The organism is Nostoc sp. JL23 (assembly GCF_017115065.1).
GTDB lineage: Bacteria > Cyanobacteriota > Cyanobacteriia > Cyanobacteriales > Nostocaceae > Nostoc > Nostoc punctiforme_A.
In genome coordinates, this window is record NZ_JABXKN010000014.1 from 84,946 (window position 1) to 110,883 (window position 25,938).

The 25,938-nt window shown below is 41.8% G+C and carries 21 protein-coding genes and 1 pseudogene; 7 read left to right on the plus strand and 15 right to left on the minus strand.

The annotated features are described in order from the left end of the window. Nucleotides 1-168: 168 nt before the first annotated feature. The 5 genes and pseudogenes from HWQ42_RS01150 to typA form a co-directional block, all read right to left on the minus strand. A complete protein-coding gene (locus HWQ42_RS01150; RefSeq protein WP_292808560.1) occupies nt 169-426 on the minus strand; it encodes a hypothetical protein in 258 nt (85 codons plus the stop codon). After that, a pseudogene (locus tag HWQ42_RS01155) lies at nt 410-685 on the minus strand (BrnT family toxin). The gene HWQ42_RS01150 and the pseudogene HWQ42_RS01155 overlap by 17 nt, the downstream one beginning before the upstream one ends. Before the next feature lie 61 nt (nt 686-746). Further along, nucleotides 747-1,475, minus strand: coding sequence for a DUF4145 domain-containing protein (locus HWQ42_RS01160; protein WP_292808562.1), 729 nt, complete (start codon nt 1,473-1,475; stop codon nt 747-749). 8 nt (nt 1,476-1,483) lie between these two features. Next, entirely contained in the window at nt 1,484-2,110 is a 627-nt protein-coding gene (locus HWQ42_RS01165; RefSeq protein ID WP_292808564.1) for a hypothetical protein, read from the minus strand. A gap of 175 nt (nt 2,111-2,285) precedes the next feature. Next, the gene (typA, locus tag HWQ42_RS01170; protein ID WP_292808566.1) at nt 2,286-4,076 is read right to left on the minus strand and encodes a translational GTPase TypA; all 1,791 of its coding nucleotides are present in this window, start codon (nt 4,074-4,076) and stop codon (nt 2,286-2,288) included. A gap of 614 nt (nt 4,077-4,690) precedes the next feature. Between typA and HWQ42_RS35395 the strand changes: the two genes are divergently transcribed. The 3 genes from HWQ42_RS35395 to HWQ42_RS01185 all read left to right on the plus strand — a co-directional run bounded on the left by HWQ42_RS35395 (nt 4,691) and on the right by HWQ42_RS01185 (nt 8,913). Further along, complete coding sequence (locus HWQ42_RS35395) at nt 4,691-6,061, plus strand: serine/threonine-protein kinase (RefSeq protein ID WP_334813566.1); 1,371 nt, start codon at nt 4,691-4,693, stop codon at nt 6,059-6,061. Between the two features lie 72 nt (nt 6,062-6,133). After that, the gene (locus tag HWQ42_RS01180) at nt 6,134-7,597 is read left to right on the plus strand and encodes an ABC transporter substrate-binding protein (RefSeq protein WP_292808568.1); all 1,464 of its coding nucleotides are present in this window, start codon (nt 6,134-6,136) and stop codon (nt 7,595-7,597) included. 263 nt (nt 7,598-7,860) lie between these two features. Then, the gene (locus HWQ42_RS01185; protein WP_292808570.1) at nt 7,861-8,913 is read left to right on the plus strand and encodes a hemerythrin domain-containing protein; all 1,053 of its coding nucleotides are present in this window, start codon (nt 7,861-7,863) and stop codon (nt 8,911-8,913) included. An 81-nt stretch (nt 8,914-8,994) separates the two neighbouring features. On the opposite strand, the gene HWQ42_RS01190 is transcribed toward HWQ42_RS01185, so the two are convergent. The 9 genes from HWQ42_RS01190 to HWQ42_RS01230 all read right to left on the minus strand — a co-directional run bounded on the left by HWQ42_RS01190 (nt 8,995) and on the right by HWQ42_RS01230 (nt 17,260). Then, nucleotides 8,995-10,179 (minus strand): M20 family metallopeptidase, encoded by a 1,185-nt coding sequence (locus HWQ42_RS01190; RefSeq protein WP_292808572.1) that lies wholly within the window; start codon nt 10,177-10,179, stop codon nt 8,995-8,997. 222 nt (nt 10,180-10,401) lie between these two features. Next, nucleotides 10,402-10,965 carry a pentapeptide repeat-containing protein gene (locus HWQ42_RS01195; protein WP_292738107.1) on the minus strand — a complete coding sequence of 188 codons (564 nt, stop codon included), beginning with the start codon at nt 10,963-10,965 and terminating at the stop codon, nt 10,402-10,404. A gap of 422 nt (nt 10,966-11,387) precedes the next feature. Next, nucleotides 11,388-11,705, minus strand: coding sequence for a type II toxin-antitoxin system RelE/ParE family toxin (locus HWQ42_RS01200; protein ID WP_292808574.1), 318 nt, complete (start codon nt 11,703-11,705; stop codon nt 11,388-11,390). After that, the gene (locus HWQ42_RS01205; RefSeq protein ID WP_099100555.1) at nt 11,702-11,950 is read right to left on the minus strand and encodes a prevent-host-death family protein; all 249 of its coding nucleotides are present in this window, start codon (nt 11,948-11,950) and stop codon (nt 11,702-11,704) included. The genes HWQ42_RS01200 and HWQ42_RS01205 overlap by 4 nt, the downstream gene beginning before the upstream one ends. Nucleotides 11,951-12,161: 211 nt before the next feature. Next, the gene (locus HWQ42_RS01210) at nt 12,162-13,922 is read right to left on the minus strand and encodes a serine/threonine-protein kinase (protein WP_292808576.1); all 1,761 of its coding nucleotides are present in this window, start codon (nt 13,920-13,922) and stop codon (nt 12,162-12,164) included. A 249-nt stretch (nt 13,923-14,171) separates the two neighbouring features. Continuing rightward, a complete protein-coding gene (gene rpsU / locus HWQ42_RS01215) occupies nt 14,172-14,360 on the minus strand; it encodes a 30S ribosomal protein S21 (protein ID WP_012407716.1) in 189 nt (62 codons plus the stop codon). A 118-nt stretch (nt 14,361-14,478) separates the two neighbouring features. Next, nucleotides 14,479-14,805: an RNA-binding protein gene (locus tag HWQ42_RS01220; protein ID WP_292738115.1), complete on the minus strand. Its 327-nt coding sequence runs from the start codon at nt 14,803-14,805 to the stop codon at nt 14,479-14,481. A 539-nt stretch (nt 14,806-15,344) separates the two neighbouring features. Beyond that, nucleotides 15,345-17,024, minus strand: coding sequence for a hypothetical protein (locus HWQ42_RS01225; RefSeq protein WP_292808578.1), 1,680 nt, complete (start codon nt 17,022-17,024; stop codon nt 15,345-15,347). A 2-nt stretch (nt 17,025-17,026) separates the two neighbouring features. Beyond that, nucleotides 17,027-17,260, minus strand: a complete 234-nt coding sequence (locus HWQ42_RS01230) for a hypothetical protein (RefSeq protein ID WP_292738119.1) — start codon at nt 17,258-17,260, stop codon at nt 17,027-17,029. A gap of 873 nt (nt 17,261-18,133) precedes the next feature. On the opposite strand from HWQ42_RS01230, the gene HWQ42_RS01235 reads away from it, so the two are divergent. From HWQ42_RS01235 to HWQ42_RS01250, 4 genes are all read left to right on the plus strand, one after another. After that, nucleotides 18,134-18,316, plus strand: coding sequence for a CsbD family protein (locus HWQ42_RS01235; RefSeq protein WP_292738121.1), 183 nt, complete (start codon nt 18,134-18,136; stop codon nt 18,314-18,316). Nucleotides 18,317-19,416: 1,100 nt separating this feature from the next. Next, nucleotides 19,417-19,848 (plus strand): response regulator, encoded by a 432-nt coding sequence (locus HWQ42_RS01240; protein ID WP_292808580.1) that lies wholly within the window; start codon nt 19,417-19,419, stop codon nt 19,846-19,848. Nucleotides 19,849-20,375: 527 nt separating this feature from the next. Continuing rightward, entirely contained in the window at nt 20,376-24,608 is a 4,233-nt protein-coding gene (locus HWQ42_RS01245) for a chemotaxis protein CheB (RefSeq protein WP_292808582.1), read from the plus strand. A gap of 743 nt (nt 24,609-25,351) precedes the next feature. Continuing rightward, nucleotides 25,352-25,561, plus strand: coding sequence for a hypothetical protein (locus HWQ42_RS01250; RefSeq protein WP_292738127.1), 210 nt, complete (start codon nt 25,352-25,354; stop codon nt 25,559-25,561). 221 nt (nt 25,562-25,782) lie between these two features. On the opposite strand, the gene HWQ42_RS01255 is transcribed toward HWQ42_RS01250, so the two are convergent. Further along, nucleotides 25,783-25,938, minus strand: a complete 156-nt coding sequence (locus HWQ42_RS01255; protein WP_292808584.1) for a hypothetical protein — start codon at nt 25,936-25,938, stop codon at nt 25,783-25,785.

A 25,938-nucleotide genomic window follows, 5' to 3' on the forward strand; every position in this document is an offset into this window, starting at 1 on the left:
AGCAGCACTAAAAGCGATATCTACGACGGGCTACGCCTATGCAGTTTCACGAATAGCCATCACAATTACTTCTGCAAAAATTTTTATTCTGCTAGTTTACCATCTGAATAATTCTCTATCAGATTACCTGCGCCTGCTGTCTCAATGATTGCCCCTTCATAAATTTGATCAAATAATCTGATCTGATCCAGATCGGGTCGTTGTGTTAGGCTGCTGGCGCTGGGCAACCTGGATTAACAACCTTAATGCCTCATTCACTGCTTCATCGTTGGGAAAAGCTTGGGCAACATCGGGAGCTAAAAGTACTAGGTTCGTTTTTCTACTATACCGTTCAACATATTTACCTCTAACCCCGCTTCCCATTTGAGCAAAGTCGTACTCAGAACGTAATTCATCTTCCATTTCGTTTTCAACTTCCTTGTTCATAAAACCTCTTCTCTTGGCGAGTAGCATTTCGGGCGCTGATAATTCGTATCTTTTCCCCTCTATCAGTATGTGCAACAACTAAAAGTTGTTCAAACCTAGATAAGCCAATAATAACGTAGCGACTTTCTCTAATGGAGTGGTCAGGATCAGGAAAAGTTACGGATAGAGGGTCATTAAATACGGTTGCAGCTTCCTGAAAAGAAACACCATGTTTCTCAAGGTTTAGTGTTGCTTTATCTGGATTTCATTCAAATTCCATGTAAAACTTTCCCCACCTTTTTTCCCAGAGTTTAAGAAGTTGGGGAGATACAAAATATAACCTATCGCCTTAATTCTGCCAATTGAATCAACTCGTCTACCACTAACCGAACACCTAATCGAATTTTCTCTAAGTCAGCACGGACAGCATTGTATCGCCTGTTATGTGCTGCACGATCGCCTATTACTTTTAAGTCACGCAAAACATTCTTCGTTTCACGGCCTAGAGAAAGTCCATTCTTATCAGCAGCATCCGCAATAATTCCTGACAGCATAAAATAATTGCCATCCGAATCAGCTATACGGAATTGAGTCTTCTCATGTTCGTAACACTCAATTAGAAGTGTTTCAACGAGCCGACGAATAAGTACTGATGCACTATCATAAAAACCGTATTGAAAACAACCATTAACCTGAAAAGCTATTTTTTCGATATAACCCCTTGTATTCTTCCATATTTCTTCTGGTAAGTAACCATGCTCTAAGTCAACGTCAGCAGGTGGCGTTTCAAGAATTGGTGCAAGCCAGTCTTTAATAGTACCCCGCTCAGTCGGTTTAAGCTTGAATCCTGCATTACTTTTTGTTGTGAGTTTTGTCTTAGCAATCGCTTCTTCAAGCTGTGTTGGATTAGGGTTGCCCAGCCCAGTTTTATAAATGATACGTGCCAACGTACCAGCCTTTATATAAGTACCTGGTGTTGCAGAATCATGGAACCATAAAATAGCCAGAGCGCGTTCGGCGTTCGACAGTTCAATCTGATTGAGTCGAATACAAAAATCTTCTATTTCCATCTACTATCTCACGAATCTTTTTTTATCTTGGGAGCAGGTAAGTCATGTTCAACCAAATTCTCACCGTGGTTAGTAATTTTAATGTTGCTTCGCTCCGAGGTATCAACCCATCCTTTCCTCGTCGCAGTATCTCGAATTCTTTGAGGCATATTTTTTGGTGTCCGTAGTCCGACATCCTTAAAGCATGTAAAAACGTGTTCTGCTGTTATTTTGTCTAGCTCTAGGACTCGCTTCAAGTAATAAACTGCCACAGTAATAGCTTGCTCTTGATTTTTTGGATTTTTCTGAGAATGGAAGTCCCGATATGAAGGTTCGCGTTCTGGTCGTAGGTTTAAATCTTTGACAATTGTCATTGTGGGAGGCTTGTACGAACTCTTCTTCTGTTTCGAGTTTGTAGAAACACTCTCAACACTCACATCTTCCTCTTCGTCTTCTGTGTCAAGCTCTTCGACAAGCTCATCTTCATCACTAGGAACCGCAGAAGCCGATAAAACGTTTATCGTTTTTGGAGGAGACTGAAAGATTTTGTTAGCTGCTACGTTAATTACCTGTAAACCTTCTTGAATAGTTTCATCATCGCCCTCAACCTCTGCGAAAAATACACGGATGCGCCCGCGCTCTCCTTTGTTTGCCATTTTCCTTGCTAAAAAGACTTTAATCAGTCAGTATAGCCTTAATTTTAATCAGTTTACTACTATGAGCTTATTAGCTTCACTGGATTGTTTAAACAGGAACTTGCTACTCAAGAAACTTACAAAACAAAAAGCCCGCATGAGCGGGCTTTCTAAATTAATTAAGTTATTGCTTTACTTACCGTTTTGCCAACTTCTTCGACATCTTCCGCAGACGAATCGATTGGGGTGTAACTTCCACCAATTCATCGGGGCCAATGTATTCCAAAGCACGCTCTAGACTCATGTCTATTGGTGCTTGCAACTGAACCAATTCATCACCACCAGCAGCCCGGTGGTTAGTCAACTGCTTGGTCTTACAGATATTCAATTCCAAATCTTGGGAACGATTGTGTTCTCCCACAATCATACCTCTGTAAACCTTTGTGCCGGGAGTAATAAAGAATGCTCCTCTATCTTCGGCATTTCTCATGGCGTAGAAGGTAGAAACACCCTCTTCAAAGGAGATTAAAACGCCTTTGTTACGGGCTTCAATATCGCCACTGATTTGACGATAGTCTAAGAAGCTGTGGTTCATGATACCTTCGCCACGAGTCATCCGCATGAATTCACCCCGGAAACCAATCAAACCACGGGCGGGAATGACAAACTCTAGCTGGGTGCGATCGCCACTACCTGGTTGCATATCTTGCATTTCGCCTTTGCGTTGTCCCAGGCGTTCAATACAGCTACCCACACCATCAGCAGGAATGTCTAACACCAAGAGTTCAAAAGGTTCGCAAGGTTGACCGTTGATTTCGCGGTAAATTACCTGTGGCTGAGATACCTGAAACTCGAAGCCTTCCCGACGCATGGTTTCAATTAAGATACCCAGGTGGAGTTCTCCACGACCGGAAACGAGGAATTTATCGGGAGAATCGGTTTCTTCGACACGCAAAGCAACGTTGGTTTCAAGTTCGCGGAATAGGCGATCGCGTATTTGTCTTGATGTCACCAACTTGCCTTCTTGACCAGCAAAGGGCGAATCATTCACCCAGAAGGCCATTTGCAAGGTTGGTTCATCCACTTTAATTAGTGGTAAAGCTTGTGGTTCATTGGGGTCAGTAATCGTTTCCCCAATATAAGCATCAGCGAAACCAGCCACCGCGACAATATAACCTGCGGTTGCTTCTTCCATCTCTACGCGCTTGAGTCCATCAAAGCCCATCAACTTGGTAATTTTACCCTTGACAATGGTGCCATCTTCTGTAACTAAAGCCGCTTGCTGCCCTGCGCGGATAGTACCGTTGTGAATTCTGCCAATGACAATCCGTCCCAGATATTCAGAATAATCTAGGGTTGTGACTTGCAATTGCAGAGGCTTATTGCTGTCGCCTACTGGTGGTGGAACGTGTTGCAGAATCGCATTAAACAGGGGTTGCATATCTACCGATTCGGCTTCTAGGCTTTCTTTGGCGAAACCTGCCATACCGGAGGCAAACAGATAGGTAAAATCACACTGGTCTTCATCTGCCCCTAATTCCAAGAACAGATCCAATACTTTATCGACAGCAACGTGGGGGTCAGTTTGACCACGGTCGATTTTGTTGATGATAACGATGGGGCGCAGGCCTTTTTCTAAAGCTTTTTTCAGAACAAAGCGTGTTTGGGGCATGGGGCCTTCATTGGCATCGACAATCAGAAGACATCCGTCAACCATGCCGAGTACACGTTCAACTTCGCCACCAAAGTCAGCGTGTCCAGGAGTATCAACAATATTAATTAGTGTTTCTTTGTAGCGAACTGCTGTATTTTTGGACAGGATAGTAATACCCCGTTCCCGTTCTAGGGCGTTGGAGTCCATAACGCAATCCGGAACGTCTTCGCCTTCGCGGAAAATGCCGGATTGTTTGAGGAGTGCGTCAACCAGGGTGGTTTTGCCGTGGTCAACGTGGGCGATAATGGCGACGTTGCGAATTGGGAGCGTCATAGAAGCTTTTGGTAAACTCTAGAGGGTGTTTATAAGATTTACATTTGAATGCTAGGCTGTTTTAACAGAATTGGGGATGATCGGCAAACTCTGTAAAGAACCTTTAATAATTCTAGCGTAATCGTCACAATTGCGGTGAGTTTTGTAAACCCCACAATGTAGATGTGTGGTAATTACGGCGTTGGTGGGATAAAAAAAGCTTCTGTGACAAACAGGTGTTACCTGAAGGGCAGTATTGCTTTTGAGAATTCCGGTTGATTCGCATAGAGAAATTTAGTCATTGAAATACTTTGGTGAAAAGTGCGATCTTTGTCTCAGAGAGATAAAGTTGCTGGCTGCTAAAAGTCAGGGTATTTCATGTTTGGGATCAAAGATAAGCGATCGCCAAGTTTGGTTTTTCTTGACTAGAATGGGGTGGGTATCTCTACAAAAATATTCAACTTACACAGAATTCTCACAATGTAGAGCGAGGTTAATTGTTTAGGAGAATAAAAGGCGATGTCTAGGACGGGCTATTCGGCGTCGCCATTGTCTATGTAGAGACTTTACAATGTAACGCTTCTAGGGAATTTAAGGTATATTCTAAAAACTAATAAAATGACAGCGATAATTATATGGTCTGCTGCCTAAATCCTAATTGCGAGAATCCCAAAAATCCTGACGGAGCAAATTTCTGCCTCAGTTGTGGCACAGAGTTGGTATCGCTATTGAGAAATCGTTACCGAATCATCTCACCATTAGGGAGAGGAGGGTTTGCACGCACATATATCGCAGAAGATATAGACAAGCTCAATGAACAATGTGTTGTTAAGCAGCTGGTTCTAAGTCAATTTTATGGCAGTCAGGGTAGTCAGGCACATAAAAAAGCGACTGAGTTGTTTGAACGAGAGGCCAAACGTCTCAAAGAACTAGGAGAACATCTCCAAATTCCCAATTTGTATGCATATTTTAAGGAAGCTGAATATCTTTATTTAGTGCAGCAGTTTATCGAAGGGCAAAATCTGTTGCAAGAGTTAAAACAACAGGGAGTTTTTGATGAAGCCAAAATTCGAGATTTTTTAAATGATTTATTATCTGTACTGGTAGATATACATCAACAACAAGTAATTCACCGTGATCTTAAGCCAGAAAATATTATTCGCCGTCAAAATGATGGGAAATTAGTACTAATTGATTTTGGGGTGGCAAAGCAAAAGACGGAACCTACAAACACCGCAGTGGGGACAATTATTGGTTCATTAGGTTATGCACCAATTGAGCAAATGCAAGCGGGTAAAGTTTTTCCTTCCAGTGATATTTACAGTCTAGGAATAACTTGCTTTCATCTGCTGACCAATATCTCTCCTTCAAGTTTGTGGATGAAACAAGGCTATGGTTGGACTTCTAGTTGGCGGCAGCATTTAACGCAACCCATAAGTCAAGAATTAGAGATGATTCTTAATAAGTCCCTACAAGAAAATCACGAACAGCGTTATCAATCTGCACAGGCTGTCTTACAAGACTTGAAGAAGTTGCCACCGCTAAAATATACATCAGCTCCTACAGTTATTCCGCCTACTATGCGATCAAGATCGCAACCACAAAATCAACATCAATCAACTCGATATCTACCACAATTATCTAACATTCGATTATTATCTGGAGCAATAATAGCAGGGTCGGGCAGTTCATTTTTAGCGATCGCACTTATAAGTTTTCTCGGAACTACTTGGATTAGCTCTGGATTGTGGTTGCTCATTTTAGGAGGATTAGTCTTTATTCAATCTCGCCCACTTCTAGAAAAAGCTTATTTAATTGTTATTGCTATCATCGCAAATTTACTCATTGTCTTTATTTTCAGAAATCTCCTAACTAATAATCTTCTCAACGCTGGTTTGAATGGATTGCTACTTGTAGGATTGCTAGTTATCTTGGCAGGTTTATTAACAGTTATTATTGTCGGTGTGTCTGAAATAATCAACAAACTGATTGCTAAATATCTTTAGTTTTTTGGTTTTATTCAATTGTCATAAATCTCTTTATTTAAGATAACTTTTGTAATATATTGGTAATTATTCATGACAAATAAAAAAGAAAACTTGAGACTGCTTATTTCCCTTGGTCTGGCTGGGGTAATGGTAGCAGCTATTTTATGGTTAATTAGCAAAGTTTCTTCTACTATCGTCACAACATCATCAAACCCCACACAGACTTCATCTTCATTTACAAATAAGCCTTCACTACTGAATTTGGGTACAAGAATTTTGGTGAAAGTGCAAACATCCCCTGAAAAAACAGATGGAGTTAAAGCTTTTGCTGAGAAAGATTTCAGTACTGCCGTTAAAAATTTTACTGATTCTCTGAAAAATAATCGCAACGATCCAGAAACTTTAATTTATTTAAACAATGCCAAAATAGCACGAGATAATTTAGAAGCTATAAAAGTTGCGATCGTCGCACCAATTAACTTTGATCCTAGTTTAGCAGAAGAGATTTTACGCGGTGTAGCTCAAGCTCAAAATGAAGTTAATAACCAAGGAGGAATTAATGGTAAAAAATTGCAAATTGTAATTGCAAGTGCTGATAATAGAGAAGATTCTGCACGGTTAGATAATGAATTAGTTCAAGATAAAAGCCTTGTAGCTGCCGTGGGTGTTAGACGTAATGCAGAAATATATAAAGAGAAAGGTTTGGTTTTAGTCTTACCCGTCGAGTTACCAAATCAAGCAGAAAATACCGAAAAATTAGATAATAATACAGTAAATCTTCAGCCTAATAGTTCCACAACTAACTACTTGTTTCATATCAATCCATTATATGATAATTTAGTAGATACTCATTCTCGCTACATTGCTCGACAAGCAAGAAATGTTGCTATTTGTGGCGATGTTCGTAATTCAAGAGATAATTCCACCTCTTCATCAAATCAGATACTTGTAGAACAGTACACTCAAGCTATCAAAAAATATGGCAGCAACGTTATTAGTACGCCTTGTAATTTAGCAGACAAAAATTTTGATCCTAGAGCTTTTGTGGATAAAGCCATAGAAACAGAAAATGCAAGTGGCTTTTTACTAATGCCTTCAATCAGAAATATATACTTTGCCACCAAGGTAGCACAAGAGGTTAAAGGTAGAAAGCCACTGTTTGCTTCTGAAACTATGTACAGTGCTACAACTTTACAAAATGGCAAGGATCTCGAAGGAATGGTTTTACCTGTGTATTGGCATCGTAATGCTAATAAAGATAATCCCTTTGCAAGAAATGCCTTTCAGCTTTGGAATGCACAAGTAAATCAGAGAACAGCGGGAGCTTATGATGCACTCCAAGCAATTATTGCTGGCTTAAAAAAAGACAGTACCCGCGAAGGATTACAAAGGGTATTATCTAATCCCAATTTTTCAACATCTGGAGCAACCGGAATGATTCAGTTTTCGCCATCCGGGGAGCGTCAAGGAGAAGCAATGCTAGTCAAAATTGAGCGTTGTGAGTCTTGCTCTAGTGGAACTGGTTACGATTTTGCCCTCTTGAATAAGAAGTAGTTTTGTTGATGTTAATTTTCATTCCAAAGATATAGATTACTCCCAAATCAGTAATCTATTCAATTTGAATGTCATACTAAACTACTTGATTTGATTGCAACCATGAATTGAAGCGATCGCTTTAATTTTTCTCTAACGAAAAGTTTTTTTCTCTACCCAGAGTTGTGAGCGCGATCGCTCAAAAGAAAGATGGAATCTCCCTAACCTCTGTGTCAAGGTTATATCAGTAAGAATTACGAACACTTTGCCGACGGAGAACACAGATGGTAACGACTTTAGATGATACGAAACGCAATGCTATTGCCGTAAAACTTGCAAGTCTTAAAGCTCTTCAACAGTTGGTCATCGAAAATGAACAATCGCTTTTGACGCAAGGGCTTGATGCTGAAATTGCCGATCGCATCCGAAATTTTATCAAAGATGATGAAAAAAATCTTGGTGTTTTAGAAACCGTAATTGGTCAGTATGGGATTCAGGCAGAACCCAAAAAAAATGTCACACAATTCATTGAAAAAGCTCGCGAATTGTTCAAAGGTTCTGAGTTAAGCCTGTATGAGAAAGTCTCTCAGCATGAATTGCTAAAACATCAATTAGTAATGAGTGGCTTGATTGTTCACAAAGCTGCTCAAAAAGTTGGTGCTGACATTTTACTAGCGATCGCACCTTTGAATACTATTAACTTTGAGAACCGCGCTCACCAAGAGCAACTCAAAGGCATTCTGGAAATTCTGGGTGTCCGTGAACTCACTGGACAAGATGCAGATCAAGGAATTTGGGCACGTGTTCAAGACGCTATGGCCGCAGTTAGTGGTGTAGTTGGTAGTGCTGTCACCCAAAACAGTGACAAAAAGGATCTAAATATCCAAGATGTTATCCGCCTCGATCACAACAAGGTAAATACCTTATTCACCGAACTACTACAAAGCAACGATCCACAAAAAATCCAAGAGTACTTCGGTCAAATTTACAAGGATTTAAGTGCCCACGCTGAAGCTGAAGAGGAAGTAGTCTACCCAAGAGTACGTCCTTTCTACGGTCAAGATAACACCCAAGAATTGTTTGATGAACAAGCTCATGCCAAGCAAGCGTTAGAAGAAATTAAGGCTCTTAGCCCATCTTCACCACAATTCAAAGAGAAAGTCAAAGAGCTATTGGCTGCTCTCGGCGATCATATTCGTCAAGAAGAAAGCACAATGTTTGCTGCCATTCGCAACAACTTGACTACTGAGCAAAGCGAGCAACTGGCTACTGAATTCAAAGCCGCTAAGACCCGAATTCAAGAGAAATTGGGTGTTGTTAGCGAATCGAATGTGTAGAATGCTTTCGAGCTTTTTATATCCGCTAAAAAAAGTTAGTTAAACAAAAACTCCCAGCGTTTACCTGCTGGGAGTTTTTGTTTACAAATTTTGCTGACAGTATTTATAAGCTGTGTATGCCATAGTTACAACTCCGGTGATAATGGCAGATTCATCTACTTCAAATTGGGGATGGTGTAAAGGGTGATTAATGATTCTTTCTTTGTAGCCGACACCCAAGCGAAACATAGAACCAGGGACATGTTCCAAATAAATAGAAAAATCTTCAGATCCAAGGGAGGGTTCAGGTAAAACTTGAACGCGATCGCAACTCCAAGCTTCTTCTGCGGCTGATTGTAACAATTGCGTCAGGGCGTAATCATTTTGGACGCTGGGTACACCTTGGCGATAATTGACTTGATATTTTGCTCCGTAGGTATGGCAAACATTAGATACAATGTTTTCAATCCAGTTTGGGAGATGGGCACGGGTTTCAGGATGGAGCGATCGCACGGTTCCCAATAACTGCACTTTATCGGCAATTATATTCGGCGCTCTACCACCATTAATTTTCCCGATACTCAATACTACAGGGCGCAAAGGATTCTGCGTCCGGCTGATGGCTTGTTGCAGTGCAGTAATCACTTGGCAAGCAATCCAAATCGCATCAATCGCCTCATGGGGACGTGCCCCGTGTCCAGATTCTCCCATAATCAGAATCTCTAAATCATCAGCGGCGGCTGTCAATGCTCCGTAACGCACCCCAATAGAACCTGCGGGTATAGAAGGGAAAACATGAACCCCTAATACAGCCGAGACATTTTCCATCGCTCCATCCTTCACCATCCAGCTTGCCCCTTGAGCAATTTCCTCGGCTGGCTGAAATAAAAACCGCACTTTCCCACCCAACTCCTCAGCCATTTGGGACAGCACCATCGCCGTTCCTAACCCTACAGTCGTGTGGACATCGTGACCGCAAGCGTGCATAATCCCATCTGCACGAGAGGCATATTCCAAATTAGTGCCCTCTTGAATGGGCAAGGCATCCATATCAGTACGAATTGCCAATAAACGGTCATTTTGACCACTGCCTTGCAGTTCACCAATCACGCCCGTTTTACCAACTCCTTCTTGTACGTGTAGCCCACTGGAAGACAAAACACCAGCTACAAAGGCTGCTGTTTGATACTCCTGACCGCTGAGTTCTGGGTGAGAGTGGATATGGCGGCGAATTTCAATTAAGCGGGGCGCTAGTTTTGCTGCTAGGTCTTTTATATGGGTAAGCATCGATTTAATTAATCTATAGGCTAGGCTTTTTTCCCATGATAAAGAACTGTTAACAAACAAAATGCTTTTGCTATACAAGGATAGTGGTTTAAGGAAGAAGCAGAGGGGCAGGGTGCAGGGAGTAAGGGGGAATTATCGAACAACTCTCTCCCTTATCTTTCCCTCTTCCTTGTCTACCTTGTCTCTTCTCAATGCCCAATCCCCAATGCCCCATTCCCTAGTCTATTTTGAATAGCAGGTTGTGCCTAAAGTATTTTCGGGTTTGTACTCGTTACATTCTCTGGGATTTTGACGCTCTAAGGACCAGCCATAAGGTTTGTCGGAGGTGACGACACCATTATTTAAAGTTGTTAGTCGGTAGTTAGCCCCCCGAAAATTAGTAAATTGCAATTTGGCATCTTTTAAGTTTGCTGCTTCTAAATTGGCACTGATGAAGCCAGCAAAAGACAGATCGGCATTTTCTAGGGATGCTGATTTTAAATTTGCTCCTGTTAAAGAAGCACCACTGAGATTCGCCGAATTCAGAATCGCACCTTCTAAATTTGCACCGGTGAGATCGGCATTCGTGAGATTAGCTTGAGATAATGTAGCGGCGCTCAAGTCAGCCCCTCGCAAATTTGCTCCAGTTAGATTTAGCTTACTTAGGTCAGCGCCACTCAAATTACACCGAGGACAGGCACTTGTTGCCTTCAACTGATCCAAATCTAGCTGATTTAACGCAAGAGCCTGCTCTGCAAACCCTAAACAAGCTAACAGGCAGACGGTGGCAACAATCTTAAGTTTCATATTTTTTACTGATATTTACAAAAATGATAAGTTACGAACATCACGTACTGTCATCCTTACATATACTGCTTCTCTAAAGAAGTACCGGGATGAAGCATTGATTAAGAAGCTGTAAAAATACTATAAATTCTAATAGTAAGACTACTCAAACGGAAATATAGGCTATAGAATCAAATCGTAAGGAACTATACCGAACCAATTATAGACTACCAAATATGTGATCCCCCTAGCTCGATAAAAATACGACTAGGGGGATCTTGTTTTTAGGCACTTGATTGACAACAAAGGCAGAGGACAAGAGGGATTTATTCCAATATCAGCAATTCTCAATTTAGGAAAACTTCCCCAAAGTGCGATCGCCCCTTATCCGTCACCATCCAAAATACTGCTGATATCTTGTGTTGAGTAGCGCGCGCGATCGCCTACTCTGCATCAGGTTCAATACGCGCTTGCCGACTGTGGCGAACATGAATAATAGCCACAACATCCTCCTCAACCACAAACAACACTCGATATTGTCTACGTTTGCCAACGAAGAGTTGACGAATTTCTCGCCCAATTCCTTGTGCTTCCGGTGCTATTGGGCATCGTTTGGGAAACAGTTGTAGGGAGGCAATCTCATCTTGTAGGTCGTAGTACCATTGATTAGCAATTTCAGCATCAAAGTTGTCACACATCCAACGGTAAGTGTTTTCTATGTCTTGAAACGCGGTTGGCTGGATCAAAACCTGATAAGTCATGGGCGAGGGGGAATCTGGAGTTGATGACGCAGTTCTTCTAACGCTTGGGTGGCAGGAAGTCCTTCACCGCGATCAAATTCGGCTAATCCCTGCCGAAGACTGATGATGGTTTCCAGGGTGTCAAGTTCAAGATCAGCGGATTGAATAGGATGCGCTTTGAGGAATTGCAAAAATTGCAGCACTGGTAGCAAGAGTTCATCAGACGCGTTTGCTAGTTCGTGTAATAAGAGTTCGCGTGTCGTCATGATGGCGATCGCCTTTTCTAGAAGTTGTTCTCAGTATACCAATCGCACTTTTCCTCAATCAACGTACACTTTTATTCCTTCTTTCCTGTTCCCCGTTCCCTGTTCCCTCCCTATGCAAATAATTTCAGGAATCAAAGCGGATTCCTATAGTACTAAAACTCTTTCTAAGTATTTGTTATCCATTGCTGCCAAAAACTGCCTCCTGCCTTCTTCATCGCCATCCTAAAAGGCGCAGTCCAGGGACAATTAAGTAATAACTCACTCCTAACCAGAAGCTGATAAAGAAGCCTACAGAGCCAAAAAAAGTCAGAGGCAAGTATAACTCTGACCAGGCTGGTTGACTAGTAAATTGGAAGATTGGAGGTGCTAACTTCAAAAGAATCAAAACTGCATAGCCGATCGCACTGCCAAAAGCCGCGAACACAGCGTACACTAGATGATGGCTGCGAAGTCCTAAACTCAAGGTAAGTAGGCAAACTGCCACTAAAATCACTGCCACTAAGCCCTCGCCGCTATCTTTTGGGGTGATTAATTGCAAAACTAACCAGCCGAAGCCATAGCTAATCATGCCCATCAGGGAAGCTACTAAAAACCGCCGCCGTTGACCAAAACACCCGGATACTGTCAGTCCCCATGCGGTTCCCCAGCCTGCGGCGACGAACACCAAAATATCTGCCCCGAAGACGGGTTGAGTATTTGGCACTAATTGGTTTAGCTGATTCCCAATCAATTCCACTACCTGACGCCCCAAGCTGGTACGATAGGCCAAAATAAAACCAGCGATCGCACCAAAATAAGCGCCGATAGTACTCAGGATCATCGCCCAAATTGTCGCCAAACAAGCTCGGAAAATTTTGATGATTGTCTGAGCGATAAAAACAACGGTTTTGGTGACAGCTTGGCTAAAGTTAGCTAAAACTTGTTCAATAGCTTGTGTTATCAGTGTAAATCTCTGGGAAACTTGCGTTGAGGCTTGCTTAATTTTGTCTTGCAGTTGGGCAAATAACCCTGGTGGCGGTAATGGTTGAGAAATCTTCGCCAAACGTTTTTGAATTATAGCTGCATTGGCTGGACGCGATCGCACATCCTCCTGCACCATCTCATCCAGCAAATCCGCTAGTTGCGGGTTGACATTCACCGCAGTTCGCCAGCGCAATTTACCCGTTTGCTGATCTTCCAACTCTAGTGGATATTTGCCTGTTAGTAGTTCAATCACCGTTCGACCAAGGGCATAAAAATCGGCACTTGGCCCGACAATACCTCCAGTGACTTGTTCTGGTGGACTGTAGCCAGAAGAAAATAATCGCGTGGAACTAGACTGAGAACGCAGCTTAGAGGCACTAAATTGTTTCGCTCCGCCAAAATCAATTAGTACCAGGCGATCGCCCTCTGCTTGCCCTGGAGACGCGATTGAAGATGGCAAAGAAGTGCCCAGCATTAAATTAGAAGGTTTGATATCCCGGTGAAGAATCTGACGTTTGTGTAATTCTTGTAAAATCTGTACAGCTTGGGCAAACCAGTTTAAAACCAAACTCTCTGGACACCCTTGGGGAAACTTTTTTAATATCTCCTCTAAAGTCCGCCCATTGATTTTTTCCATTACTAGACAAGGCAGTTGGTGCGGTTTGGGATTAAACAGTTGTACCTGAAAATACCCTTCGGCATCGACTCTGGGGACACCTGGATGATGCAAACTAGATAAAACCGCCGCTTCTTGGGTAAATAACTCCAGTGCCTTTGGTGAATCTTCTACCAACACCTTCAGCACTTTCTCGGTTTGAGTTTTTTCATCCCAAACCGTGTAGATTTGAGCAAATCCTCCCGATCCTAATGGCTGAATTGGAACATAGCGGTCTAACAGTTCTAGCGGTGCGCCACAACTGTTGCAAAATTTGTTTCCCCAAGGCTGAGGATAAGGACGTTGACAATCAGGATTTATGCAGTGAACCGCACTCTGAGTGATGTGGGACACAACCGCTACAATACAAAGGCTGACTTGATTTTAGCGTTTCTTTAGGTTTCCTGATTTTAAAATAGACAAAAGGAAAACCCTCATAGAATCTATGAGGGAATTCATTCATATTTACAGCGGATTTCAAAGAAGGTGAAGTACACAAGCTAAATCTCAAAGCAAGGTATAAAGCCTGTTTGACTTCTGAATTCTGTTAGCGCAGCGGGGCGCAGCCCATTCTGACTCCTGAATTCTGCTGTATGTCAGCCCTTAATTACGAAAACTTCTCTTACTTTGTCTGTGCTTGGCAACTTCTTTGCGCTTGCGTTTTTCTAAGGGTGTTTCAAAATGACGATGTTTTCTCATGTCTGGAAAAATTCCAGCCTTGGAAACTTCTCGTTTAAATCGTCGTAAGGCTGACTCAATGTGTTCATTGTCACCTACAATTACTTGGGTCATTATTTCTCCTACTAAGTTGACTTCATCAATGGCTATGCAGGCGGTAACATTACAAAAAAAAGACAGACTCTTGTTTGTCTGACCTTAAGACTCTTGGTAAATTTTTTGTTTCCAAGATTTAGTAGCGTCCGCCGCGTCCACCGCCGCCGCCGCCACCGTATCCTCCTCTGTTACCACCAAAGGAACCTCTATCACCTCTGTCTTCCTTGGGTTTAGCCTTATTCACTTTCAGGTCACGACCCATCCACTCAGCACCGTCAAGAGCTTCAATGGCAGCAGTTTCTTCAGCTTCAGTTCCCATTTCCACAAAAGCAAAGCCGCGCGGACGACCTGTTTCACGGTCAGTAGGTACTTGAACGCGCTTTACAGTACCATATTCTGCAAAAATACCACTTAAATCTTCTTGTGTAACATCATAAGAGAGGTTACCTACATAAATTGACATCGATTCTCTCCAAAATCATCACTGTGTAGAGATTTTAATTTCTCTCAGAAGTCTGTAAATACTAAAAGGAAAAAGCCTTTCAATACTAAAACCAAAGACATCGCTGAATTAACTCTCATAAATCTAGGATGACATACGAGCCAACTCTTTGCACCCAGTAGATAGTTAACTAGTGATGCGATCGCACCTAAGCGATCGCCCGCCCCCACATACCCTAAGTACAATCCACCGCAAAAAGGGGTTGGAAATGGAAGAAGATAAATTCTGTAGGGTGATATAGAAAATCAGACATGCAGGGGCGCATCTTTAATATCCGAATTGAACGTTTGACTGCATTCACCATGAAGCATTACTTCAAAATTTTAATACGAAAGGCAAAGTCAGGCAACAAATATAAAACTATTGTGACTTGTACTTTTTTGGATAACCCGCTGTCAAACCAACTGTGATGCTTACAGCGGCAAGCTACGCGAGTCTTTTTTTTGGCGCAAGCCTCTCTTTTTGGAAAAGGGGAGCAAGTGGCGTAATGTCATATTCGGTTAATTAACCCAAGTTGCAATGTTAAGTTGCCGAACATCACCTTTCCAAGCTGTCTCCAATTCAGCTTTGACAACTTGAGCGGCCTCTTCTTTGCTTAGTGCTTGTAAACTTGCTTGCAAGCCAAATAGAGAACGTCCATTATGGGGATACTTTTTTAAATCGGCACGAAAGACTTTCTCAGCTTCTCTATAGTCACCCTTAGCCAAAAGCACAGCACCCAAAGATTCTCGCGTCGGAAAATACCAGTCTGGTGGTTCCACATAATCGAGGGCATCTTCTGCTGCCACCGCTTTTTCTAGCAATAAAATGGCAGATTCATAATCATGCTTTTCTCTAGCAATTTTGGCGTCTAGAACTTTTGAGGCAATGTCTAAAATGCGATTGGCGGGACTGAATCCAATGGTTGCTGCGGTGGAAATTCCCTGTTTGGCAGCCAGTAATGCCCGACTTTCACTTGCTGCATCTTCAAGTTTACCTGTGGCTGCGCTGGCCATACCGCGAGCAAAATGCCAAAGCGCTGAGGTAGTGGGCAATTTAGCTTCGGGAGCAGGAGTTTTTAAGATGGCATCCCAATCACTAAAGCGTGTCTGAATCAGCATTTTGCTGCCCAGGAATCCCTCAAGCATTGGTGCATACGGATCAATAGCAGTAGCATTTGCGACTAACTGTTCTGCGGCTTGGAGAGCATCTTGATATTTTCCCGCCATACTGCTAGCCACCATGAAGAAATCTACATTGTGGTTGTAGTACATCATGGGGTAAGTACCCTGGACTTGATATTTTTTGATGTAGATATCATCTTGAGCGATCGCCTGCTTGTTTGCCTGCATTGCCCCTTCATAATCTCCCACACGAAAATAAATATGACTTGGCATGTGTACCAAGTGTCCCGCTGCTGGCGCTAGAGTTCCGAGTCGGTTAGCACTGACAAGGGCCCGTTCTGGAGAAGGTGAGGCTTCCACTGCATGGATATAGTAATGATTAGCTCCTGCATGATTCGGGTTACGTTTGAGAACTGATTCTAAAACAGCCACAATTTCTTCTGTATCTGGCTGGGGTTTACCATCTTTAGTCCAATGCTGCCAAGGATGCAGATCCATCAGGCTTTCAGCGTAAAGTGTCGCCGCATCCAAATCATCAGGATAGCGCTTGACTAGGTTTCCCATTGCTTTGGCGTAGTAAAGCGCTAGTTGATACAAATCAGCATCGGCATTTTGAGAGTAACGTTTTGCTAAGGCAGTAATGTAGTCTCGTTCTCGGGTAGAAGCTTGGCTAGAAAGTGCCAAAGCTTGCTGTACTGCTTGGTAAGCAGCTAATTCTCGGTTGGGATCTATTGCCGAGTTAATGTTGGGGCCCAAGGCTAAAGCAATACCCCAATATGCGATCGCTAAATGCGGATCGAGTTTGGCAGCGTATTGAAAAGAACGCACCGCCTCATCATGATTGAAAGCGTAAATTAAATTTAATCCCTGATCGAAAAACTCTTGGGCTTGGGGATTAGAAGTAGAAACTGGATGGTGGATTGTGCCAAGTCCAGATATTAAGTTGTATGGCTGTTTTACTTCAGCGTAGACATGTTGGTGTAATTTCTCATCGAGAAGGGGCTTGTTGTCAGCCATTGCCGCAGGAGGAGCGACTAAAGAGAATATAAGCACCCAAATTAGAAATAAGTACTTCATTATTATTTTTCTTCAAGCTCTTTTTTAATATTCAAATGCCACAGTTTCTCTAAAGAGGCAACTTGTCGGCGGAAAACAGCAACCCGGTGTTTCTTATAAAAATTAAACCCTACAAACACAATCATTGGAATCAATATAGAATATCCGATGAAAATGTTAACAGATGAATCAGTTTGGATAGTAGAGTCTATATATTGGGAGTTGGGAGTTGGTTGAGTAGTAAAATTTGATTGCATAAATATCTTCATAAATATTACAAGTAAGAAGCTATAAAGAAACGTGGATAATTGTTCCTGCTGTCTTTGAGGAGAAATTAGTTACAAGTTATATTAGGTACTTCAAAGCCGCTGCTGAGACTTCTCTATGCCTTCTTGCACTAGCTAAACTATTCTTCAGTTAAAACCTGAACAATTATGTTGATTTCTGCTAAATTTTATTACAAAATCCTTATTCTGCAAGCTACTGCTCCTAAAGTATTTACTGAGATTGCAACTATTTTTAGTGCCAGTTATTTCTAGTAATTATTTAAGTAGTCAGAGTTGCAGAAGCAATATACAGCGGATTGCAAGTTAAGAAGTGACTGTTAAGAAAGATGGGACTAATGTATAACCAAGCTATCGGGGAGAGTGCCAGATAGAATGAGTGGCAATACTTATCGGTTAGACATTTTTAATTAGGAATCGGGTTTTGGGAAAAGGTTACTGGGTTTGGGTTAAAGGTTTTTTCTTTCCCCTTTTCCCCTTAACCGAGAACTATTGAAGTGGGCGGGTAGTGTACTCGACTTAGATAAAGATCGCTGTACTTACCATATCCAGTGGTGATAAGCCTAGTTGTGGTTTATTATCAGGACTGTCTACCTAAAGTGATAAATGATTTTGTCTAAAGATAGAATAATAGAATGATCCCTTTCCCTCTTTTGGATATTACTTGAATTTCTAAAGATGAATTTAAAGGTTAAATAACTATGTACAATGGATACAAATATTTGTCATAGAATCATCGTCAGATAGAAGAATTAAAAGTTATTTAAAAGTAATGTATAGATATTGCAGCGCTTTTCAAGCAAGCAATAACTAATCACTACGCAACTTATTTTAGGAACAAATAATATGAGTATCGAAGATAGAGCAAAAGCTTTTGCTAAAAACATTGAAGGTAAAGTACAAGAGGCAGTTGGCGAGGTAACTGGCGATCCTAAAGATAAAGCTGAAGGTAAAGCTAAACAAGCTGAATCCCAAGTCCGTCACACCGCTGAAAATATCAAAGATGAAGTTAAAAAGACTTTGGAATAGTACACTGTGGTAGAGGTTTTCCTGGTTTTAACAAGTTGCTCAAGTAACTAGATTCTGGCGATAGTGTACTAGGTGGAATTTTATTTAGGAAGAAGGTTTAAGTTAAATAATTATTTACTGAACCTTCTACCTTTATGAATTATGTTTTCTATGTAATATTTTTAGGCATTTTCACAATAGCGATCGCAAAATATTTTCTCAAGCTTTCACTGATTTTTTCAAAGGTACTAATTTATAATTAATCTTCTATTTAACCACTCATTAATCGGTTTTTCCAACCAATGATTAAACGCTAAATGACTAAGTGCGTGTAATAACAGGACAGCGATCGCCATAATACTAGTAATATATTTAACCTTTCTAAGCAAAAAAATACGGGAGTCATCCATTGGAATAATTTATTTTTTTATGTCAGAAAGTTTGTTACTGAAAATATACATAACATATTAGATAAAATATACGTTATTAAAACATCTATTCAAACATCAACTTAAACAATAAGATGTTAGAGTCAATACTGTTAATAAAATTTGTCTTTAATCGGTCAAATAAATGGTTGATACTGCCGAGGCTGCCATAAAATTTAGTGTCTTTAGTATACTAATCGCTGTAATCAAAGCTGGTAAGAGAGTAGATATTTTCAAAGGTAATAACCCGCTCACTATTTTTGTGCAGGGCGGCCACATCATGTCAAGAAACTCAAAAATAATCGCATAATAGCTACTTGTTGACACATATTTAGTGTAGGTATAGCCTTTTATAGACATTGCTTTGAGCTTGGGGATTTCCAACAAATAAATTATTCAATCTTGTGGGGTGGGCTTCTAGCCAGCCTTTGACTACGCGCGGGCGAGACGCCCACTCCACAAGAAGTAGTTGAGTATTTTTCTATTTGGAAGTCCTTTAGGAAACTAAACTAAATGATAAATGCTGATTTTTCGTTGTTTTTAACCTTGGTTGCAATCAAGAGTAATTTAAATGCATTTGCCCTGAGTTTTTGTGCTTAATGATGAGACGTTTATTCAACTTAAAGCAAGCACAATAGATGTACTACTTAAGAAAATTCCAAAGCTCAAGAAAACCTCAATCTTGGAATTTTAATGTATCCAAAAAATAGATTTCCTAATAATTATTCATTTCTTCAAGGGCTACGAGTACTTCTTGTAGATAATGATGTCAATTTCTGCAATTCGTTCACGCCGATGTTGCAATCCTATGGTATGAGCGTGCAAGCGGCATTTTTAGGACAAGCTCTGGAAATATTTTTGCAATGGCAACCTGATATCCTATTAAGTGATATTTCCACACCAAATCAGGATGGCTATGCTCTGATTCACCAAGTGAGAACACTTACGGGAGAGCGAGGCAAAGTAGTACCAGCGATCGCTCTGACAAGCGTTGTAACTGAAGATATGTATCAACACGCTCTTTTAGCTGGGTTTAGTCTATGCGTTGCTAAACCCGTGGTTATTGATGATTTTGTTGCTGTACTTGGCATTTTAGCAATTGCTAATAATCCTCATCCTAACTAGCTTTAATTAATGTCTTAGATATAGTAATTTAAGTTTTGAGAATTAATGGTATGGGTCCTTTATGGGTAGGGATAAATATTTTTCAAATGCTACTAATGAACTTGATAAACGATAGGATTAATCTCAGGAGTTATCACATGAATGACTTAAGTCAATTAGTTTTGCTTTTGAGTAGCGGAATTATTGGTATTGGATTTATTCTAGTTTCTTACTTCTTGGCAGTGACTTGGATTTAGAAAATTTAAATATTTATAGTTTATATTTTGGGAATATAGCACTCCTGTTTGATTGCGTGAAAAAAATCGGTATAACTCGAAAAGATCGCGATTGCGCTGCGCTTTTCTGCGATACGCTTCTCTACAAGAAGCTTCTCTTTCAGAGACGCTAACGCGAACGTGTACCACCCAAAGCAGCCTTAATTTATTTTATTTATACTCAAACTATTATTAAATACAGGGCAAATAAGTAAACTGAATCTAAAATATAAACCTTAGTTGCCAAATCATTGCAGTGCTAAACTTCATCCTATGACATCCGATCAACGCTCTGAGCAACCTGTATCTGAATCTACCGCTAATGAAGTGTTCGACGTAGAGCAACAAGATATGGCAAATGCTTTATTTCCCATCGTTGGCATTGCCGCCTCTGCCGGTGGATTAGAGGCATTTACGCAGGTACTCAAGCATTTGCTTACTGATACAGGGATGGCATTTGTGCTGATTCAACACTTAGACCCTAACCACAAGAGTCTGTTGAGCGAGATTCTGGCAAGAACAACTCAAATGCCTGTTATTGAAGTGCAAGATGGCATGACTGTAGAACCTAACAAGGTCTACATCATTCCGCCTAACACTAAGATGATGCTGTCTGCTGGAGTGTTGCAACTGACGCCGCGAGAGAAAGTTGAGGGGAAATATATGCCTGGTGATGCGTTCTTTACTTCATTGGCAGCAGATCGAGGGCACAAAGCGATCGCAGTTGTTCTATCTGGGGCGGATGGAGACGGTTCACTGGGGCTGAAGGCAATCAAGGCAGCTGGAGGCGTGACTTTTGCTCAGTGTGAAGACACGGCAAAATTCGATAGTATGCCCAATACTGCTGTTGCCACCGGGAATGTGGATTTTGTCCTACCGCCGCAAAAAATCGCCGAGGAACTGGTAAACCTCAGTCGCAATCCTTTTATTTCCAACTCTTTACCACCGATCGCGGTTGAGAAATTGTCCGAACAGGGGGATGCCTTAGCGACTATATTTGTGTTACTGCGATCGCAAACTGGCGTTGACTTCAGCCACTACAAGCCCAACACCCTTGATCGCCGAATCCAGAGGCGAATGCTGTTGTATAAACTAGAACGCTTGGAGGACTATGCCGAGTATTTGCAAAAGAATCCGGGTGAAGTCAAGGCGCTCTATGAAGAAATTCTGATCCACGTCACCCATTTTTTCCGCGATCCCGAAGCATTTCAACTTTTGAAAGAGCGAGTCTTTCCTACCATCATCCAAAACAAATCAGCAGAGTTGCCGATTCGGATTTGGGTAGCTGGGTGTTCGACGGGTGAAGAAGTGTATTCCATCGCTATCTCCTTGCTGGAGCTTTTGTCAAATAGAGTAACCTCGCCGCCGATCCAAATTTTTGCCACAGACATCAGCGAGATAGCGATTGACAAAGCGAGATCAGGTATTTATGCAGAGAATCAAATGGTGGAAGTCTCACCAGAGAGCCGCCGCAGATTTTTTAATCCCCTTGAGGGCGGTGGATATCAAATTAGTAAAGCTGTCCGCGAACTGTGTGTGTTTGCCCGACAAAACTTGGGCAGTGACCCCCCTTTTTCTAACTTAGATTTAATTAGCTGCCGGAATGTACTGATTTACTTGGACGAAACGTTGCAAAAACGGATATTGCCCATCTTTCATTACAGTCTCAACCCGACTGGCTTTTTACTGCTAGGAACTTCAGAAAGCACAGGTAAATATTCGGACTTGTTTACTCTGATTGACAAAAAGTATAAAATTTACGCTAAAAAGCTAACTGCAAATCGTCCAATTCTATCGTTCGTTACCAGCAATTATCCGCTCGTAAAAGTGGAGGAACCCAAGCTGACCAATGAGAATCCATCAGATGAGTTTGATTTAGAGAGAAAAACTGACCAACTGATCTTGAATCGCTATTCCCCAGTGGGTGTAGTAATCAACAACAAGATGGACGTGCTGCAACTTCGGGGAGAAATCGATCTCTACCTAAAACTTTCACCTGGAAAACCGAGTCTCAACTTATTTAAAATGGTGCGCCAAGGCTTGCTTGTAGAGCTACGGGCGACAATTTATCAGGCACAACGGCAAAAAATTCTAGTTAGAAAGGAAGGGTTACGGATTGAATCCGGCGATATTTCAAAAATCATCAATCTTGAGGTGATTCCATTCAAGCCTGCGACTGATGAAGAACTCTACTTTCTGGTTTTATTTGAATCAGCCCCACCCACGGTTAACAACCTCAGCACAGTAAATCCTGAGAGCCAAGAGCAGTCAGACTTAGCGCAGGAGATTGTTCGGCTAAGGCTTGAGCTTGCAACTGCCATCCAAGAACGGGCTGCAACTCAAGAATATCTACAAGCGGTGATCCAAGAGCAGGAGCATATCAATCAAGACCTAAAAGTTGCTAATGAAGAAATCCTGTCGAGTAATGAAGAGTTGCAAAGCACCAATGAGGAGCTAGAAACTGCCAAAGAAGAGATTCAAGCAACCAACGAAGAACTCAACACCACTAATGAAGAACTTCGTAGTCGAAATCTGGAATTACACCAAGTTAACAACGATCTCACGAATTTACTTGCCAGTATTAATATTCCCATTTTGATATTGACTTCGGACTTACGCGTTCGACGTTTTACGCCAATGGCACAGCGACTTTTCAATTTAATTCCCGCCGATGCTGGACGACCTTTGAGCGATATCAGAGCAAATCTCGATGTTCCTGAGTTAGAAACTCTAATTTTGGAGGTACTTGACACACTCAGCATCAAAGAATTAGAAGTTCAAACTTTGGGGGGGCATTGGTACAATCTCCGCATCCGTCCTTATCGCACCACAGAAAACCAGATTGACGGTGTAGTGTTGGTGTTAATAGATATTGATGTTCTTAAACGCAGTGCCGCAACGTTAGAACAAGCCAGAAATTACGCTGAAGCGATTGTGGAGACGGTACAAGTGCCGTTAATCGTGCTTGATTCTGATTTCCGGGTGAACAAAGCCAATCGCTCGTTTTATGAAACATTTCAGGTTTCACCATCAGAGACAGCCCAATCTCTGATTTTTGAACTAGGGAACGGTCAATGGAACCTGCCCGGACTGCGATCGCTCTTAGAAGACATTCTCGCCAACGATACCAGTATTCAAAACTTGGAGATAGAGCATCGTTTTGAGCAGATTGGGCAGAAAACCATGCTGCTCAATGGTTGGAAAATTGTTCAACAGGGAGAGGCTCAAATGATTTTGCTGGCGATTGAAGATATTAGCGATCGCAAACAGTTTGAGTTAGAGCGATCTAAGCTTTTAGCACAGGAGCGGTCAGCCCGTCAACAGGCGGAAATTGCCAACCGAGCCAAAGATGAATTCCTGTCGAACCTCTCCCATGAACTTCGTAACCCGCTCAATATTATACTGGGCTGGGCGCAACTTTTCCGTAACCGCGATTTAGATTCTTCAGCAGTCACTCGTGCCTGGGAAGTGGTGGAGCGGAGTGCTAAGGTGCAAGCTCAGTTAATCGATGATATGCTGGATGTCTCACGGATTACGAGTGGAAAGCTTCATTTAAACACTCGTCTAATCGATCTAGTTTCAGTAGTGGATGCCGCCATTGAGTCTGTCCAATTGTCCGCAGAGGCGAAAAGCATTCAAATTGTTTCAGACTTGAACTCGGCGACAGTTGTCGGAGATTTTGATCGCTTACAGCAAGTTCTGTGGAATTTACTTTCTAACGCGATTAAGTTCACTCCACCCAATGGACGAGTGGGAATTATGCTCGAAGCTGTATATACTCATGCTGAAATTCGAGTCAGCGACACAGGAATTGGCATCTCGGCAGACTTGCTGCCATATATTTTTGAGCGCTTCCGCCAAGGAGATTCCAGCAGCAGCAAAACAACTCAGGGACTTGGATTAGGCTTGTCAATCGTCCGTCATCTTGTAGAACTTCACGGCGGAACAGTTCAAGCGCAAAGTCCAGGCGAGGGAAAAGGAACCACGATCGTTGTCAGGCTGCCTCTGCGCTCAATGCCGATGGAGATTACACCGTCAACTTATTTAGAGCCGATCATTTTGTCAGAGACTCAGCACACATTAAATGGTAAAAATCCACCCTTGAGCCTTGAAGGATTATGCATCTTGGCTGTAGACGATCAAGTGGATAGCCGCGACTTAATCAAGTCGATATTAGAAAATTTCAGGGCTGAAGTAGTGATTGTGACATCGGCAAGGGAAGCGATCGCTGCTTTAACTGAATCTCCTGGCAAATATGATGTGCTTCTAGCAGATATTGGGATGCCAGAGGAAGATGGTTTCTCCCTGATTCGTCAGGTGAGAGCGCTTGAAGCTGAAGTTGGGGGACAAATTCCAGCAGCAGCAATCACTGCCTATGCCACCGAACAAGAGCGGCAAAAGGCAATTGATGCTGGTTTCCAAATGCATCTAGCTAAACCGATTGACCTTACTCAATTGGTATTGATGATTACAAATTTGGCTGGACGAGTCACAGATAATTCGTAATTCGTAATTGAAAGTACTGTATTTGATTTGTGAAAATGCACGGTGTCCAAATCCCCGACTTCTCAAAGAAGTCGGGGATCTAATTGTTCACAAATTATTTAGGACTGCTATATATCAATACAGTTCAGAATGAGCAACAAAACCCTCATGTAGAGACGCGATAAATCGCATCTTGAAAGACCAATTATTTACACCAATAGCCCTTAACCCAAGCGTATTGTGCTATATATCAATACGCTTGGCTTTGTGAAAAATTGTAGGTTGGGATACAGAATTGGTATGATATCATGTCAGCTTGATTGCTTATTCAACCCGAAGAACCCCACCCCGCCAAAGCTACGGTGTACACACATCTTTCTAGAAAACCAAAATCGTCGTAGATCCCCCTAAATCCCCCTTAGAAAGGGGGACTTTGAGAGCTTTTTGCCCCCCTTTTTAAGGGGGGTTGGGGGGATAAAAAGGCTGTGGCGCAACTCTAGAATACTTGCGTGTACACCGTAGCCCCGAAGCATCGGGGAGGGGTGTAATGACTGTGGTTAGCATAACTAATTATGCGGACATAATATGACTTTGGAATTCTTTTTTGATAAACGTTTGAATTACGTATAAATTGTTTAATCTGCATCTAAAACATTCTTAAGTTATAGATGATGTTTAACATCTTTACTTAAAAAGATACAAAACATATTTAATTTATTCTATTAAAACAGAAAGTATCAACTATGAATTGAGGAATCAAAAGCATGACTGCAACCTTCATGAAGCTGCCTAAGTTTCGCAATACTCAATGGGTAAGCTTTGTTGGTGGAGAAGGGATTGTACGCAGCTACACTCCTGAATCTGGCACATGGACGTATCTCATTGAGATGGCATTAGGGCTAGAGCCTGACTTTGGCAGAGTTGGTGCAGAAACGATGATACTCCTCACCGAGGCAGATTTGCGGAGGACATAATCAGGCTTTTAACAAGGCTACAACCTAGTATTGCTCTCATCCGTTGGCTGACTTATAGGAATCCGGTTTGATTCCTGAATTTACTTGCGTGGGCAGGGAACAGGGAATAGGGAATAGGGAATAGGGAATAGGGAATAGGGAACAGGAAAGAAGGCATAGATCCGTACTGAGTCTTGTTCAAAAATCAGATAGGAGTCCTATAGTAGAGTTTTGCGTAAAAGCTAACGCATTAACAATGCAAGCCAACGCATTAACAATGCAAGCCGATGCATTAACAATGTCAGCCGACGCATTAACAATGCAAGCCAACGCATTAACAATGTCAGATGACGCATTAACAATGTCAGATGACGCATTAACAATGTCAGCCAACGCAT